Source organism: Megasphaera sp. MJR8396C, from assembly GCF_001546855.1.
Taxonomy (GTDB): Bacteria; Bacillota; Negativicutes; order Veillonellales; family Megasphaeraceae; genus Megasphaera.
In genome coordinates, this window is the sequence record NZ_KQ958151.1 from 1 (window position 1) to 15501 (window position 15501).

Below are 15501 nucleotides of genomic sequence, written 5' to 3' on the forward strand. Positions count from 1 at the left end.
ACCACCAGTTAAACTGGTGGTTTTGATTTGAAGATGGTCGATGGTCATTCCTGTTTTATGACCATCAGAGAGCGTCGTATTTTTTGGAATAAAACTGTATTTTTGTTGATATATTTAACCCTATGAAATATGGATTATACATCATTTTTTTGACGTATAATCCAATTTTTTTTCTACTTATGATTTAAAAGACAGAATATGTCCTTATCCGTTGCTATAATGAGAGTAAAAGAATCGAAAGAGCTGTCAGTGAATCGCAGATGACCCTTTTATATCGTTTGTTTTTGACATAAAATAAATATTTTTATGATTATTAGCTTAAACTTATGTCATATATGGAACGGAAGCCGGCGCATGCTTTCATATGACGGACATAGGTTCAAAGGAGGAGAGCATAATGGCTAAATACTGTTATAAGTGCGGGGCTGAGATCAAGGATACGGCAAAATTTTGTCCTGCCTGTGGAGCAAACGTAGCGCAGGCGGCGGCTGCAGCGCCAATTCCAAAAGGCGCTTCAACGTCTTCTGCATATACGGAGGATCGAACCCTGGAAGAAATGTTTTTAAAGAAGGACGGACGCTTAAACCGCTTGCGGTACTTAAAGCGTATGCTGGCTGTTTTTGGGGCAAGACTTGCTACTATTGTGATCTTATGGATTATCTTATCCGATTCATGGGGGAATGTATCTGCCGGTGTAGAAGGCTTGATTACGATTGCATCGTTAGCTTATGTATATCCTGAATATTGCCTGACCTTGAGGCGGCTGAAAGACTTAAATATAAAAGATCTGAAAATGGCGCTATGGTTTGTTGGGATTGAAGCCATGTCTATTATTGCGGGAACGATGACCGTGTCGCGAAGATCTGAACGAAAAATGATGTTTTTAGGGATTGCCGCCATCATTATGTTTATTTATATGGTAGTCAAACAGGGGACGAAGGGAACCAATCAATACGGACCGGATCCCTTGGGACTGTCATAATAAAGCTTACCTATAAAGTATAAGGAGATGAACCATATGGGAAAATTTTGTGCAAAATGCGGAACCCCTATTTCAGAAAACGGCAGATTTTGTCCGAATTGTGGGGCCCCGGTTGAACAAGTTCAGGAAACTGCCGTTCAAAAGCCTGCTGCAGTGCCGGTGCAAAGTACACCTGAGCCGGTAAAAAAAGGCAGTATCCGGGAAGATTATTTTTCGATTAAAGGACGGCTCAGCCGCAAAACGTATGCTAAGCGGTTCCTCATTTTAATGGTGATTGGTTTTTGTTTTGCGATGTTAAATGTATTAGAAATAACGGCGCTCATGATCTTAACGGGGTGTGCCGCCATTGTTATTTCGGTGTCTAATCTGATGATGGCTGCGCGGCGGTTCCATGATATTGGTAAATCCGGATTTTATTGTCTTTTATTTCTCCTGCCCGTTGCCAATGTGATTGCTATCTATTACGTGTTTGGCAAAGAGGGGACGCCAGGGCCGAATCAATATGGATCTGTTTCGGTATAAAGTATCGCAGAAGGGAGTGACACCTTATGTATTGTCAGGGATGTGGAAAGGAAATTTCTGATACCGTTAAGTTTTGCCCTTATTGCGGCTTTGCTGCGACATCAGAGTCGGCTGCAGCAGCAGAACCGGCCGCGGCTGCTCCGCAGCCCGCCGCGACGGTAAAGAAAAGTAAATCGAAGAAGATTCGCAATGTCTTGGCGGTTATCGGTGCTTTCATCTTGCTGTTCGTCGGGTACAGCGTCGCCACCTATGATTCCGATGTTGCCATTGTAAAAACCGGTCATTTTACATTCAATCAAACGGTGACCGTTGGCGATGCGTTTGAAAACTTCTTCGCGGATACGGAATGGGAATCGTCGCAGCAGAATGGAGAGCATTTAGTTATTTTTAAAGGAAAATCGAGAAATACAGAAGATGGTGGGACGAATAATTTCCGAGCCGTATTTACCGTAAATCCAGACACGAAAACCTTTCAAGCTAAAAGTGTTTTCATTGATGGGAGAAAGGTCGACGGCATCGACTATTCGATTATGAAACAAATTTGTGATGGGCAGAAAGTCATCCATTATCGAGAAATTTAACATGAGTGAAAAGGGCCGTGATGAAGCCGTACGGCGCTTTTTATTACCGGAGTACCTGTCAGGAGGCGTTCTATATGAGGTTTTGTACAAATTGTGGATCCAAATTGGCTGAAGGGGATGTGTTCTGCACCCATTGCGGCAGTAAAGTTGAGGCATCGATGGGGGCGGCTAAACCGAAATCTCGTCCCACGCCGCCTGCACAGAAAGTGAGGCACTCAAGACCGGTATCAGCTCCGCAGACGGGGGCGGCGGTAACGGCGAAGGGGCCGGAACATACACCGCAGGAAGTCTCGGGCACGGCATCATCGGCTCAGGCTGAATTGCAGAAGGCACGAGACATTTTATTTCCTTCGGGCGCGATTCCCGATTATACGGCGGCGTTGGTGCACTTAATAGAGGCCAAAAAGATGGGGGCTGCGTCACCGGAATTGGATCAACTTATGTTGGCCAATCAATTGTATCGTACCTTGGACATGCTTCAAAAAACGCAGGTCCTGTCTCATCCCGAGTTACTGCAGTTTCCGGAGATGGCGAATATGGCCTCTCCCGATAGTCGTGGAGGCGCTCAACGAGCACAGTCAGATTATTCGCGGAATGCTAAAGACGGTTCAAGTAATCAAGCTGCAAACTATATGAAGGCTGCCGCTGTCGGTGCAGTAACGGGAGCCGTGGCTCAAGCGGCGACGCGGGCGATCATGGGGAATACGGCAGCGGCGTCATCTGGTGCACCGGCACATTATGTACCAGTTACTGATGCGGATATGCTCACCTTGATGAGTGATGGCGGGCTGGGAAGGGGAACTGCAGGTCCTATTACCGATGATTATTCTCCCATTCCAACGGTAGAAGCAGCGGACAATATGACCGATATGCCGTACACGGGTACCGATGCTACGTCGTATGTGACCAGGAACGATGACGATGATTCCGAATCCTATGATGATAGTGACTACGATGACGCTGACAGCAGTGACTATGATTCCGAAGGCGATTACGAAGACAGTGATGATGGCGACAGCAGTGACTATGATTCTGAAGGTGATTACGAAGATAGTGATGATTATGACGACAGCAGTGACGATATCTTCGATGATGATGACGAAAAGTCTTCTATCAGCTTTTTTGACGACGATGATGACGGTGGCAGCTTTTTTGACGATTTGTTCTAAGGATAAGGCGGTCGAACTTTATGGATAAGCTACAGCAACGGCGATTCTCGCGATTTCTGATTTATATTTGTCTGTCTTTGATGATGGTGGTTACGGCAATGGCCCTCGGAGGCTGTGCAGACTCATATGATAAACAGGTCCAAATGGTGCGGAATGGGACCATGGATTTAAATCCGAAGGTGCCCGTAGGGCCGGCTTTCGATCAATTTTTTACGAATGGCAAATGGGAATCCTTTGAGGCTGAGGATAAGTCCCAAGTCGTTGAATTTAATGGAAAGTGCACTTGGGAGGATGAACCGGCGAAGGCTAAAATTCAATTTATTTTACATAACAATAAGTCTTTTGAATTAGGTCACGTTGGAATCAACGGGGTTTCATTGAACCGTTTTGCCAGTTTAGCCGTTGTCGGAAAAGTATTAGACAGTTATCAGCCAAAAAAATGATACACGGAAAGTGTTATCATTTTGGCTTGATGTACTGGAAGGGACTCCCTAAGGTCAGATTTGAAAAAATCTGGCTTTAGGAAGCCTTTTTTATGGAGAAAAAGTCATTCATGGAAAATATAAATAGTCATTTATATACTTAACGTTTTTAAATATATGTGATAAAATTGTATTTAATAGAAGATAATCGTGTAATCATTCTCCAGGCTATGTAGTCTGGAAGAACGGCTGATTCTGGCGCGCCCTCACTTACTTGATATCTATTTTCAATCGGCGGCTCTTTCTCATCGCTGCCGGCGTTCGGATTCGGAGTAAAGGTCGGTTTATTCATGGTGAACTCTCGCTGTGCCGTCGTAGGTGCAGCTTATCTATACATATAGTAATACATTTATTAAAACGAGAGGAGGATCGTATTCGAAACAGGGCGAGTTGTCAACCTAAATGCAGTCATTTTGAAGGGCAGATGGTGTATATTCGTTTACATTGTTCTCGACCAGTCTGAATTCATCGTGTGTTTGGGAAATTCCGCTCCTTTTGAAACGTATGGGCAGGGCGCCTGTACAAAGCGTGATAAAGGGATGGTTTCTTGGTCAATTCGTCGTCTATTTATGCAAAACGCAGGATAACTTTTAATTCAGTTCATACCATTATGATGATATTCCGAACGGGACGGTCCAGCTCAGGATCGTTAGAAGCGAATTTCGGAGTTGTTATCGGCAGGTTGAAACGCTGGAAGCGACAGAAGAACTGATTTTCGACGCCATGCTTTTTGCTTTCTTTCTACAAGTGGGAAGATTTTCGACGATATATCGTCAACCTGATTTGAGCTAACGGTGTCCGTATTGCGAGGATCAATGGCAGGCTGCACGTAAACCTTCCCGTTTACATATAAAAAAATTTGTATAAGGAGCGTTTCAATACTTCGATGAAAAACGACCATGAAATAGCGGACAATATCGTTAAAACCTCCATGCATATCCATGGCTTAGATGGACTGCGGACCTTAGCTATTACGGGGGTCACCTTGTTCCATTTGATGCCGCAGCAGTTCGTCGGCGGATATCTTGGGGTTTCCCTGTTTTTTATACTGACCGGTTATTTGTCAGCCTATACGTGCCAGCGCAACCTGGACCAGAATCGATTCCATATAGCTGCATACTATTGGAAACGAATTAAGCGCCTGTACCCCTTGCTGCTGCTGGTGATCCTTGTCACCATTGGCACCTATTCTTTCTTTGCGCCCAAGGTCATTTCAGCCATTCGTACGGAAATTGTGTCCATCCTGTTGGGCTACAATAATTGGTGGCAAATTGCACAGAATGCAGACTATTTTACCCGCCTGACCAATCAATCGCCCTTTACCCACCTATGGTTTTTGGCCATTGAGCTGCAGTACTATTTGGTATGGCCCGTGTATTTTATTTTTTTTGTCGGGATTTCCCAGGTGTACGGAAAACGAGTCGGCATCGTTGTCACGGCCTTTTTGGGATTTGCGTCGGCCCTTCTCATGCCATTGATGTATCAGCCGGGAATGGATGTTACCCGTCTTTACTATGGAACCGATACCCGTATCTATGCCTTGCTGTTAGGCGCCGCCATGGGGCTGTACCACGATCATTTTAACTTTAACTTTCTCCGACAACCATGGGGAAAGGCCGTTAAATACGGCGTATTTTTCCTGTTGTTGGGCATCACCGTTGCCGGATATTTCCTGATGGATGGCCAATATCCCTTTACCTATCAGGGCGGCATGCTGTTGATGACACTGGTATTTTGCGTGATGCTGGCCTTAACTGTTGATCGGGATTTACAGATTGGGCGAGTCTTTGATAATCCTGTCTTCCGCTGGATTGGAAAGAAAAGCTACGGTATTTTCTTGTGGCAGTACCCGGTTATTTTTTTATTCCAATACATGAAGTGGAATACAGACACGACCTTTTGGGGCATGGAAATCCCTTATGCTGTCCCCATCGTTGAAGTCGCCGTCATTATCTTCCTGGCGGTATGGTCCGATAGTTTGGTGAGCTGCATCTCGACCTTGCCCAAACTGTCCCTGGTACCCCGACGGACGGTCATTTATGTGTTTTCCGTCTTTCTGCTGTCCCTGCCGGGATTCACTATGATGGGTTATGGCTGTAAGGGTATTTATGAATCGGCCGCCTATAAGGCGGCCGATTCCGGCGAATTGAAGGCCGTTTTAGAGAAGAATGCCGAGGCTTTGAATGAACAGCAGACCAGCCAAACGGTCCCTGTTGTTTCGGAGAAAGACATTGACTTACACGGCATTGCCTGCATTGGCGATTTGGTCATGTTGGGCTCGGCTATGGAACTGAAGAAAACCTTGCCGGACTGCTATATTGATGCCAAGGTATCGCGGTATGTCGGTGCCGGGGTCGAGATTGCTGAATCCATGGAGGCTGAAAATCGCCTGGGGAATGTCGTTTTAATCGCCTTAGGGACTAACGGCCCCCTTGACGGTCAGTATGAAGAGCAGACGGAAGCCTTGCTGGAGTACCTTGGCCCTAAACGCCATATTTTCTGGGTCAATGTATATTGTCCCAGCACGGGCTGGCAGGAGAGCAACAATGCTTATTTAAAGAAGATTCAGGCGAAGCACGCTAATGTCACCATTATTGATTGGTACAATTTGATTCAAAAGCATCCTGAGTGGCTGACCGATGATGAGATTCATCCGAATACGGAAGGCACAAAGGAATATGCAAAACTCATTCATCGTACGATAACGGAAACCTTGCAGGCTTCTGTTTGAAACCCGATGACGCAAACGAGGTGTCCCGTGAACCGGCATTCACGAGGCACCTCGTTTTTTATCGACGCCTGCCTTGGATGTGTCTCGTCGATGCTTTTTTGGACACCTTTGGATAGGCTACGCAAGGCGCTTGTTTTTTGGTACAATAAAGATGACAAATTATTACGAGGTGTATTGGAATGGATATAACCTATTACGATATTGGGCTTAATTTATTTACCCGGTCTTTTCCCAATCCGGAAAAGATCATTTCTGATGCCGAAGCCGACGGTATCTGCTGTATCCTGACCGGCTCCGAAGGCAGGGAAAACCGGCTGGTCGATGACTTTGTCCGGCAGCATGAGGTCTTTGGTACGGCCGGCATTCATCCCCACGTGGCCGATGCCGCGACGGACGATGATGTAGCCGAAATCCGGCGTATCGTCACGACCAACCCGAGAATCGTCGCCGTCGGTGAAACCGGGCTTGACTATGACCGCATGTATTCTAAAAAAGAAAACCAGATCTACTTTTTTAAGAAACTGATTGCCCTGGCGGAAGAGTTGGATAAACCGATGTTTCTTCATGAACGCGATGCCGGAGACGATTTTTTAGCCTGTTTTAAAGGCCATGAAGGGGTCTGTCCGAAGTCGGTCGTTCACTGCTATACCGGCGATAAGGAAACGCTGGCCCGCATGCTCGATATGGGCTTTTATATCGGTATTACCGGCTGGATCTGCGATGAACGGCGAGCCGAACCGCTGCGCGAGGCCGTGTCGATATTACCCCTGGATCGGGTTCTCCTTGAGACCGATGCTCCGTATTTGACGCCGCGGGGGTTTCACTTGCCGCGGACGAATGTCCCCAATAATATTACTTATGTTGTCAGTACACTGGCTCAGTATATGGATGTTTCCGTCGAAGCCTTGACGGCGCAGGCCAAGGCTAACACAGAAAAACTGTTTCGCCTGTAAGGCTTGGCCGTTATTTCTCCCTTGTAAGGAGGTATTTTTATGAATATTGTGCAATATACGAAGGCGGCGACCCTTGAAGAAGCGTGGGAACTCAATCAAGTCCGGGGCGCCGTCGTCCTCGGTGGCTGCTGCTGGCTTCGCCTGTCGCCCCAGCGACGCATTGCCCAGGCCATCGACTTGTCGGGTCTTGGTCTCGATACGATAGAAGAAGGGGATGACGCTTTTATCATCGGCGCTATGGTGACCCTTGGTGCCTTTGGCCGTCATGAGGGGCTCGTGACCTATACCCAGGGAGCGGTAAAAGAAGCGACGCGCCACATTGTAGGGACTCAGTTCCGCAACTTGGCGACCATTGGCGGCAGCGTCAGCGGCCGTTTCGGCTTTTCCGATATTTGGACCTTACTTTTAGCCCTCGATGCCGATGTTGAACTGTATAAGGGCGGCCGCATCAGCCTGTTTGATTTTGGCAAGAAGGGGCCGGGAAAAGACATCGTAAGTCATATTATCGTCCCTAAAAAGCGTGGAAACACGGCCTATGCATCCCTTCGCCTCAATGAAACGGATTTTCCCATCATCGCCGTAGCTGTCCACGCCGATGGAAAAGATGTGCGCTGTGCCATCGGTTCCCGTCCGGGAAGGGCGGAAGTCATGAGTATCCCCGTCGATGCGGTCAGGACCCTTGGCTATGAAAAGGCCGGTCAGGAACTTGCCGAAAAGGTAAAGTATGAAACGAATCTGCGCGGTTCTGCTGAATATCGCCATGACATGGCCGTCGTCTTATGCCGGCGCCTGTTGGCTCAAACGATGGGAGATGATGTCTAATGCTGATTACCTATTGGCTTAATGGAAAAAAAGCTTCGGCCGATATCGAACCGGGGATGATGCTGTATGATTTTCTCCGCAGCCAAGGCTGTTATAGTGTAAAATGCGGCTGTGAAACGACGAACTGCGGGCTCTGTACCGTTTGGGTCGATGATCTGCCGGTCTTGTCCTGCGCCGTATTGGCCGTCCGTATCGACGGCTGTCGGGTTACGACCCTCGAAGGCCTCCAAGAGGAAGCCAAAGAATTTGCCTTCTACATGGGCCAGCAAGGCGCCGATCAGTGCGGCTTCTGCAATCCGGGCTTCGTCATGAACGTCTTGTCCATGGTGCGCCGCTTCGACTCACCGACCGAAGACGAGATCAAGGAATTTTTATCGGGCAATCTCTGCCGCTGTACGGGATATATGAGCCATATGAGGGCCATCAAGAAATTTTTTAAAGCCAAGGGGAAGGAGGTCCGGTCCTGATGGAATTTAAATCGATCAATAAGGTCGTGGCCAAAAAGGATTCTCAGGCCTTGGTTACCGGGCAGCCAGTCTATACGGAAGACATCATGCCGAAAGACTGCCTCATCGTCAAAGTCCTGAGGAGTCCCCATGCCAGAGCTATCGTTAAAAAGGTCAATAAGAGTGCCGCTGAGAAGATTCCGGGCATCGTCTGTATCGCAACGGCCGATGACGTCCCCAAGTCTCGGTTTACCATTGCCGGCCAGACCTATCCCGAACCCAGTCCCTATGACCGGCTCATTTTGGATAAACAGATTCGCTTTGTCGGCGATGCCGTTGCCCTCGTAGCCGGAACGAATCAAGAGGCCGTAGATAAGGCCCTGCGGGCCATTCGCGTCGACTATGAGGTCCAGGAACCGCTCCTCGACTTTACGAAAGCCCTGGACAATGACATCGTCGTCCATCCTGAAGACGATTGGAAGCCTTTGGTCGACGTTGGCGGTGACCATAAGCGCAATCTCGTCGCCAAGGCCTGCGACCGCCACGGCGATATCGATGCCGTCCTGGCCTCGTCAGACGTCGTCATCGACCGGACCTATCACACGCGGCAGAACCAGCAGGCGGCCATGGAAACGTTCCGGGCCTATGCCTATAAAGATGCTTTCGGACGGCTGACCATCGTCAGCTCGACCCAGGTTCCCTTCCATGTACGCCGCGTCGTTTCCCATGCTCTTGAAATCCCGAAATCGAAGGTCCGGGTCATCAAACCTCGCATCGGCGGCGGCTTCGGTTCGAAACAGACCGTCGTCATGGAAGTCTATCCGGCTTTCATTGCCTGGCTGACCGGGAAGCCGGCCTATATGGTCTACAGTCGGGAAGAGTCATTGACGGTGTCGACGCCGCGTCATGAATCACAGATCCGGGTCATCCTCGGGGCCACGAAGGACGGCCACATTCGCGGTGTTTACCTCGATTCGCTGTGGAATGCCGGCGCTTATGGCGAACATACGCCGACGACGGTTACCTTGTCGGGCCATAAGTCGATCCCCTTGTATAATGCCGCTGAAGCCTTCCAATTCAGCTATACCTGTGTCTATACCAATACCATTGCTGCCGGCGCTTATCGCGGCTATGGGGCGACGCAGGGCCTCTTTGCTTTGGAGACGGCGGTCAACGAACTCGCTGAGGCCCTCCATATGAGCCCCGTTGCCCTGCGGTTTAAGAATATGGTCCGTCAAAATCAGGTTCTTCCGGCCTATTTTAATGAAACGGCTCTCAGTTGTACCCTCGATAAGTGTTTGGAACGGGTCGTATCCATGTCTGGCTGGGACGATGCGTCGCCGCGAAAAGTCCTGCCCAACGGCCATATTCAATCCGTCGGCATTGCCATTGCCATGCAAGGCTCCAGTGTTTCCAACGTCGACGTCGCCTCGGTTACGATCAAAGTCAATGATGACGGCTTTTATACGCTCCACATCGGGGCCACAGATATGGGGACCGGCTGCGATACGATCTTGGCGCAGATCGCGGCTGAATGCCTCATGTGTTCTGTCGATGACATCGTTACCGACGGCGTCGATACCGATACGTCGCCTTATGACAGCGGGTCCTATGCGTCGTCGACGACGTATTTGACGGGCAATGCCGTCGTCAAGACCTGTGAAAGCCTGATCCGACGGATGAAAGAACTGGCGGCTGTAAAACTGGGACTTTCTGATGCCAATCTGGATGATTTGGAATTTGACGGCAAGGCCATTACCAGCCTTGCGACCGGAAAATCGATTACCGTCCGCGACCTCGGCAACGGGGCCATGTTCATGAATGGCATTGCCCTTGAAGCTACGGAATCCTGTTATTCGCCGACCAGTCCGCCGCCGTATATGGCCGGCGCTGCGACGATTGATGTCGATCCGGAAACGGGGCACATTACCCTTTTGAAATACGACGCCGTCATCGACTGCGGTACGGTCATCAACCCCAGCCTGGCTCGCGTCCAGGCCGAAGGCGGCATCGTCCAGGCCATCGGCATGGCCCTTACAGAAAACGTTCAGTATACGCCGACGGGACGGCTGCAGAATAATTCTTTCATGCAGTACCGCCTGCCGACGCGTCTCGATGTGGGGCCGATCAACGTCGAATTCGAACCGAGCTATGAACCCAACGGTCCTTTCGGTGCCAAGTCCATCGGTGAACTGGTCATCGATTCGCCGTCACCGGCCATTGCCCACGCCGTCTACAATGCAACCGGCGTATGGGTCCGCGACCTTCCCATTACGGCAGAAAAACTCTATCAGGCCATGAAGCAGAAGATGGTCTAATCTTGAATATCCTGAAAGACAAAAAAGAGCGCCCTTCCATGAAGGTATCATGGAAAGGCGCTCTTTGTGATGCTGTAATGTTATTTTTCAAGGGAACTGTTGATGCGGACACCGCTCATGAACGGCATGACCGGTTTGGTGTCTTCCTGAACCGTTTCCCGAATGCCTTCAAAGGTCGTGGTCAACATTAATTTCAGACGGTTCGTCTGGTTGACCGAGCTGGCACTGGGGTCGTAGTCGATGGCGACGATATTCGTTTCCGGGAAGGCCGCTTTCAAGGTCTTGATCATGCCCTTGCCCGTAACGTGGTTGGGCAGGCAGGCCCAAGGCTGGAGGCAGACGATGTTCTTGGCGCCGCGGTGGATGAGGTCGATCATATCCCCCGTGAGGAACCAACCTTCGCCAGCTTCATGACCGAGGGACAAGAACTTCTTGGCTTCGTCGGCAATGTCGTAAATCGACGTGATGGGATCGAAGTGACGGCTCTTGGCCACAGCCTGTTCATAGGGCTTGCGGTACCATTCGAGGAGGCGGACGCCGGTCTTGCTGAACAAGGCGTCTTTCCAGCTTCCGGAGAGGTACTTATGGCGGAACTGGTCGTCGAGGAGGCCGTAGAGGAAGAAGTCGGCCAGGCCGGAGACGATGATTTCACCGCCTTCTTCTTCGATCATGCGGACGATGTGGTTGTTGGCAATGGGGTGGAACTTGACGTAGATTTCACCGACCAGGCCGATGCGCGGTTTCTTTTCTTCACTCATTTCGATGTTGTCGAATTCATGAATGAGGTCGCGAAGGTTGCGCTTAAAGGATGTAAAGTCGGCCTTATGGAGCTGTTCCGTGCATTTTTTCTGCCACTTGTTGAACAAGGCTTCGGCCGTACCTTTGACCTTTTCGTAAGGCCGCGTGCGGTATAAGACCTGTTGCAGGGCGTCGCCGTAAATCATGCCCATGATGAGGCGGTGCCAGAAGCCGAGTCCAGGCTGGAACCCGGGCTGCTTATTCATGCCCTTCATGTTGAGGGACAAGATGGCGACCTGGGACATATTGGCGTCGTTCAAGGCCTTGCGGATCATGCCGATATAGTTCGTGGCCCGGCAGCAGCCGCCGGTCTGGGAAATCATGACCGTCGTATGGTTTAAATCGTATTTGCCTGACTTGAGGGCCGTGAGAATCTGGCCCAGGCTCATGATGGCCGGATAGCAGGCATCGTTGTGGATGTAGGCCAGGCCGGTGTCGATGGCTTCCTGATTCTGATGGGGCAGGAGCTCGACGTGATAGCCTTCGTGTTCGAAGGCCGACATGAGCATGGGGAAGTGGATCGGCGTCATGGAAGGCGCCAGGATGACGTTCTTTTTGGCGTCTTCTTTGGTGAAGATCGTCTTTTCGTAGGAATACGGTTCGAGGGTGTAATCTTCTTTCGGCCGATGATTCATGACGAAGAGGAGCGAGCGCAGGCGGATGCGGATAGCACCGAGGTTCGAGCCTTCGTCGATCTTGAGCAGGGTGTGGATCTTGTGGCCGTGGGCCAGGATATCCTGTACCTGATCGGCGACGATGGCGTCGAGGCCGCAGCCGAAGGAATTGAGTTCTACCAGTTCTAGATTCGGATGCTGGGTGACGTACTGGGCAGCCCGGTAGAGGCGGGAGTGGTACGACCACTGATCGACGACGCGGAGGTTGCCGTCAAAGGTCGACAAGGAGGCAACGCCGTCTTCGGTAAGGACGGCCAGGCCCAGGCTGTTGATCAGTTCCGGGATGCCGTGATTGATTTCCGGGTCGACGTGGTACGGACGGCCGCAGAGGACAATGGCCCGCTGGTCGTTCTTTTTGAGGTCGTCTAAAATCTTTTGGGTCAGGCTGCTGATCTTCTGTTTGTACGCTTCTTCTTCGTCCCAAGCGGCCATGGCTGCCTTTTTGATGTCCCGGTCAGGGAGATTCCAAGCCTTTAATTCTTCGATGAGCCGTTTAGCGATGCGTTTCTTGTCATGGAGAGGCAGGAAGGGGCAGAGGTACGGCGTATTCGTTTCGGCCAGTCGTTCGCCCATGTTGTTGCGGATGACTTCCGGATAACTCATGACCATGGGGCAGTTGAAGGTGTTGTCCTTACTGCCTTCCTGAGGCCCGTTTTGGATGCAGGGATAGAAGATGCGGTCGACGCCCTTTTGAAGGAGGTTTTCGATGTGGCCGTGGACGAGTTTGGCCGGATAGCAGGCCGAATCGGACGGAATCGTGTCCATGGCTTTTTCAAAGAGTCCTTTCGAGGACGGATCGGACAGGACGACGGAGTAGCCGAGTTTGGTAAAGAAGGTAAACCAGAAGGGATAGTCTTCATACATATTGAGGACTCGGGGGATGCCGACGGTGCCGCGCGGTGCATCGACCAGGGGTTTATAGCCGAAGAGGAGATTGTATTTTATCTTATACATATTCGGCAACGGCTTCTTGCGGGCTGTCGTCGAACCGGCAGCGCCTCGTTCGCAGCGGTTGCCCGTAATGAAGGAACGGCCGTCGTTGAAGGTGTTGACCGTGAGCAGGCAGTTGTTGGTGCAGAGGCCGCAGTGGCGGATCGACGTCGTGATATTCAGTTCCTGCAGGGCTTTTTCGTCGACGATGGTCGATACGGTATGGTCCTGATGGTAAGCCGTACGGCAGATGATACCCATGCCAAAGGCGCCCATGAGTCCTGAAATTGAAGGACGGATGACCTGGCGGCCCAGGAGCTTTTCAAAAGCCCGGAGAACGGCGTCGTTGTAAAAAGTACCGCCTTGGACGACGATGTGCTTGCCAAGTTTTGCAGGGTCTTTAACTTTGATAACTTTATAAAGGGCATTTTTAATGACCGAGTAAGACAGGCCGGCAGAGATATCGGCTAAGGTAGCGCCTTCTTTTTGTGCTTGTTTGACTTTGGAATTCATGAACACCGTGCAGCGGGAGCCGAGGTCGATGGGGCTCTTGGCCAGAAGCGCTGCTTCAGAAAACTCCTGAATGGACATCTTCAGCGATTTGGCAAAGGTGTCGAGGAAGGAGCCGCAGCCCGATGAGCAGGCTTCATTGAGCAGGATGTCTTCGATGTGGCCGTCTTTGATGCGGCTGCACTTCATATCCTGACCGCCGATGTCGAGGAGAAAATCGACGTCCGGGCAAAAATGGGAAGCAGCCTGATAGTGGGCGATCGTTTCGACTTCACCGAGGTCGAGGTGCAGCGCTTCTTTGAGCAGGGCTTCGCCGTACCCGGTAATGCCGGCTTTGGCGATGAAGGCGCCCTTCGGAAGGCGGGCATAGACGTCGGCGACGATCTTTTTCGCAGCTGTCAAAGGACTTCCTTCGTTATTCTGATAGTGCGAATAGAGAATCTTCATGTCTTCGCTCAAGACGACGGCCTTGATCGTCGTCGAACCGGCATCGATGCCGAGATAGCAAGGGCCGCTGTAGCTGTTCATATCGCCGTGGGGAACCGTATGCTGACGGTGGCGGTCCTGGAATTCGTCCAGTTCTTCCTGGCTGTCAAAGAGGGGCGCTACCCGGTCCGACTTGGCCAGTGTCGATTCGTCGACGTTCTTCAGCTGGCCCATGAGGTTCATGAAGGATACAGGCTTGGTATCCATGCTTCCCAGGGCCGCGCCAATAGCGACGTAGACTTGGGCATTTTCCGGAGCAATGACCTTGTCCGGCGTCAAGTGAAGGGTCTTGGCGAACTGTTCGCGAAGCTGGGACAAGTAGGTCAAAGGACCGCCGAGGAAGCAAACCGTGCCCTTGATGGGGCGGCCGCAGGCCAGGCCGGTGATGGTCTGGAATACAATCGATTGGAACACCGAGGCGGCGACATTTTCTTTGCTGGCCCCTTCATTTAAGAGTGCCTGGATATCCGTTTTCGCAAAGACGCCGCAGCGGGCTGCAATAGGATAGATCGTATCGGACTTTTTGGCCAGTTCATTCAAGCCGCTGGCTTCGGTGTCGAGGAGGGTTGCCATCTGATCGATGAAGGCCCCCGTTCCGCCGGCGCAGTTGCCGTTCATGCGGTGCTCATTGCCACCGGTGAGGTAGGTGATTTTGGCATCTTCACCGCCCAGTTCGATGATGACATCGGACTGTGGGTAGTATGTTCGAACGGCTTTGGTGCCGGCGATGACTTCCTGCAGGAATGGGATGTGCAGATAGTCGGCCAGGGCAATACCGCCGGATCCGGTGATAGCCATGGTGATCTGACGGTCGCCAAAGATTTCGTAGGCGTTTTGGAGTAAATCCCAAACTTTTTGGCGTATATCCGTATAGTGGCGGACATAGCATGCGTGCAGGCATTGTTTGGCATGGTTGAGGACGGCTATTTTTACTGTCGTCGAACCGATGTCAATGCCGATGTGTAAGAGATTCTTCATGTTTTGTCACCCTATCGGTTTATAAACCGACTCTTTCTTTAAAAAATTTTATCTATAATGAAGACTATATATAAAAAGTCTACTTTATATTGTACCATAATCCCTTTATTCTGTAAGGG

At 50.6% G+C, this 15501-nt stretch carries 12 protein-coding genes and 1 pseudogene; 11 read left to right on the plus strand and 2 right to left on the minus strand.

What is annotated here, in order from left to right; translation table 11 throughout:
- Nucleotides 1-397: 397 nt before the first annotated feature.
- The 6 genes and pseudogenes from HMPREF3201_RS01530 to HMPREF3201_RS01550 all read left to right on the plus strand — a co-directional run bounded on the left by HMPREF3201_RS01530 (nucleotide 398) and on the right by HMPREF3201_RS01550 (nucleotide 3697).
- Complete coding sequence (locus tag HMPREF3201_RS01530) at nucleotides 398-982, plus strand: DUF805 domain-containing protein (RefSeq protein WP_062411414.1); 585 nt, start codon at nucleotides 398-400, stop codon at nucleotides 980-982.
- Between the two features lie 36 nt (nucleotides 983-1018).
- Entirely contained in the window at nucleotides 1019-1504 is a 486-nt protein-coding gene (locus HMPREF3201_RS01535) for a DUF805 domain-containing protein (RefSeq protein WP_062411415.1), read from the plus strand.
- Nucleotides 1505-1530: 26 nt separating this feature from the next.
- Nucleotides 1531-2085 carry a zinc-ribbon domain-containing protein gene (locus tag HMPREF3201_RS01540; protein WP_062411416.1) on the plus strand — a complete coding sequence of 185 codons (555 nt, stop codon included), beginning with the start codon at nucleotides 1531-1533 and terminating at the stop codon, nucleotides 2083-2085.
- 74 nt (nucleotides 2086-2159) lie between these two features.
- Nucleotides 2160-2228 (plus strand): annotated as a pseudogene (locus HMPREF3201_RS12100) (zinc-ribbon domain-containing protein); the annotation flags it as partial.
- Between the two features lie 63 nt (nucleotides 2229-2291).
- Nucleotides 2292-3254 (plus strand): hypothetical protein, encoded by a 963-nt coding sequence (locus tag HMPREF3201_RS01545; RefSeq protein WP_229020969.1) that lies wholly within the window; start codon nucleotides 2292-2294, stop codon nucleotides 3252-3254.
- 20 nt (nucleotides 3255-3274) lie between these two features.
- Complete coding sequence (locus HMPREF3201_RS01550) at nucleotides 3275-3697, plus strand: hypothetical protein (protein ID WP_062411418.1); 423 nt, start codon at nucleotides 3275-3277, stop codon at nucleotides 3695-3697.
- 148 nt (nucleotides 3698-3845) lie between these two features.
- Here HMPREF3201_RS01550 and HMPREF3201_RS11710 read toward each other — a convergent pair whose 3' ends face one another.
- Nucleotides 3846-4028, minus strand: a complete 183-nt coding sequence (locus HMPREF3201_RS11710; RefSeq protein ID WP_154254107.1) for a hypothetical protein — start codon at nucleotides 4026-4028, stop codon at nucleotides 3846-3848.
- 594 nt (nucleotides 4029-4622) lie between these two features.
- On the opposite strand from HMPREF3201_RS11710, the gene HMPREF3201_RS01560 reads away from it, so the two are divergent.
- The 5 genes from HMPREF3201_RS01560 (at nucleotide 4623) to HMPREF3201_RS01580 (ending at nucleotide 11006) form a co-directional block, all read left to right on the plus strand.
- Nucleotides 4623-6467 carry an acyltransferase family protein gene (locus tag HMPREF3201_RS01560; RefSeq protein WP_154254104.1) on the plus strand — a complete coding sequence of 615 codons (1845 nt, stop codon included), beginning with the start codon at nucleotides 4623-4625 and terminating at the stop codon, nucleotides 6465-6467.
- Between the two features lie 179 nt (nucleotides 6468-6646).
- Complete coding sequence (locus HMPREF3201_RS01565; protein ID WP_062411420.1) at nucleotides 6647-7420, plus strand: TatD family hydrolase; 774 nt, start codon at nucleotides 6647-6649, stop codon at nucleotides 7418-7420.
- Between the two features lie 39 nt (nucleotides 7421-7459).
- Nucleotides 7460-8242 (plus strand): FAD binding domain-containing protein, encoded by a 783-nt coding sequence (locus tag HMPREF3201_RS01570; protein WP_062411421.1) that lies wholly within the window; start codon nucleotides 7460-7462, stop codon nucleotides 8240-8242.
- A complete protein-coding gene (locus HMPREF3201_RS01575; RefSeq protein ID WP_062411422.1) occupies nucleotides 8242-8709 on the plus strand; it encodes a (2Fe-2S)-binding protein in 468 nt (155 codons plus the stop codon). The genes HMPREF3201_RS01570 and HMPREF3201_RS01575 overlap by 1 nt, the downstream gene beginning before the upstream one ends.
- Nucleotides 8709-11006 carry a xanthine dehydrogenase family protein molybdopterin-binding subunit gene (locus HMPREF3201_RS01580; RefSeq protein WP_062411423.1) on the plus strand — a complete coding sequence of 766 codons (2298 nt, stop codon included), beginning with the start codon at nucleotides 8709-8711 and terminating at the stop codon, nucleotides 11004-11006. Before HMPREF3201_RS01575 ends, HMPREF3201_RS01580 begins: the two co-directional genes overlap by 1 nt.
- 80 nt (nucleotides 11007-11086) lie before the next feature.
- Here the strand turns inward: HMPREF3201_RS01580 and HMPREF3201_RS01585 are convergent, their stop codons facing one another.
- Entirely contained in the window at nucleotides 11087-15382 is a 4296-nt protein-coding gene (locus HMPREF3201_RS01585; protein WP_062411424.1) for a 2-hydroxyacyl-CoA dehydratase, read from the minus strand.
- Nucleotides 15383-15501: the final 119 nt, after the last annotated feature.

Excerpts from the sequence above, each read along its gene's own strand:
- HMPREF3201_RS11710 (WP_154254107.1), bottom strand. The coding sequence starts at position 4,028 with ATGAATAAACCGACCTTTACTCCGAATCCGAACGCCGGCAGCGATGAG.
- HMPREF3201_RS01560 (WP_154254104.1), top strand. The coding sequence starts at position 4,623 with ATGAAAAACGACCATGAAATAGCGGACAATATCGTTAAAACCTCCATG.
- HMPREF3201_RS01550 (WP_062411418.1), top strand. The coding sequence starts at position 3,275 with ATGGATAAGCTACAGCAACGGCGATTCTCGCGATTTCTGATTTATATT.
- HMPREF3201_RS01580 (WP_062411423.1), top strand. The coding sequence starts at position 8,709 with ATGGAATTTAAATCGATCAATAAGGTCGTGGCCAAAAAGGATTCTCAG.
- HMPREF3201_RS01540 (WP_062411416.1), top strand. The coding sequence starts at position 1,531 with ATGTATTGTCAGGGATGTGGAAAGGAAATTTCTGATACCGTTAAGTTT.
- HMPREF3201_RS01575 (WP_062411422.1), top strand. The coding sequence starts at position 8,242 with ATGCTGATTACCTATTGGCTTAATGGAAAAAAAGCTTCGGCCGATATC.
- HMPREF3201_RS01570 (WP_062411421.1), top strand. The coding sequence starts at position 7,460 with ATGAATATTGTGCAATATACGAAGGCGGCGACCCTTGAAGAAGCGTGG.
- HMPREF3201_RS01530 (WP_062411414.1), top strand. The coding sequence starts at position 398 with ATGGCTAAATACTGTTATAAGTGCGGGGCTGAGATCAAGGATACGGCA.
- HMPREF3201_RS01585 (WP_062411424.1), bottom strand. The coding sequence starts at position 15,382 with ATGAAGAATCTCTTACACATCGGCATTGACATCGGTTCGACGACAGTA.
- HMPREF3201_RS01565 (WP_062411420.1), top strand. The coding sequence starts at position 6,647 with ATGGATATAACCTATTACGATATTGGGCTTAATTTATTTACCCGGTCT.
- HMPREF3201_RS01535 (WP_062411415.1), top strand. The coding sequence starts at position 1,019 with ATGGGAAAATTTTGTGCAAAATGCGGAACCCCTATTTCAGAAAACGGC.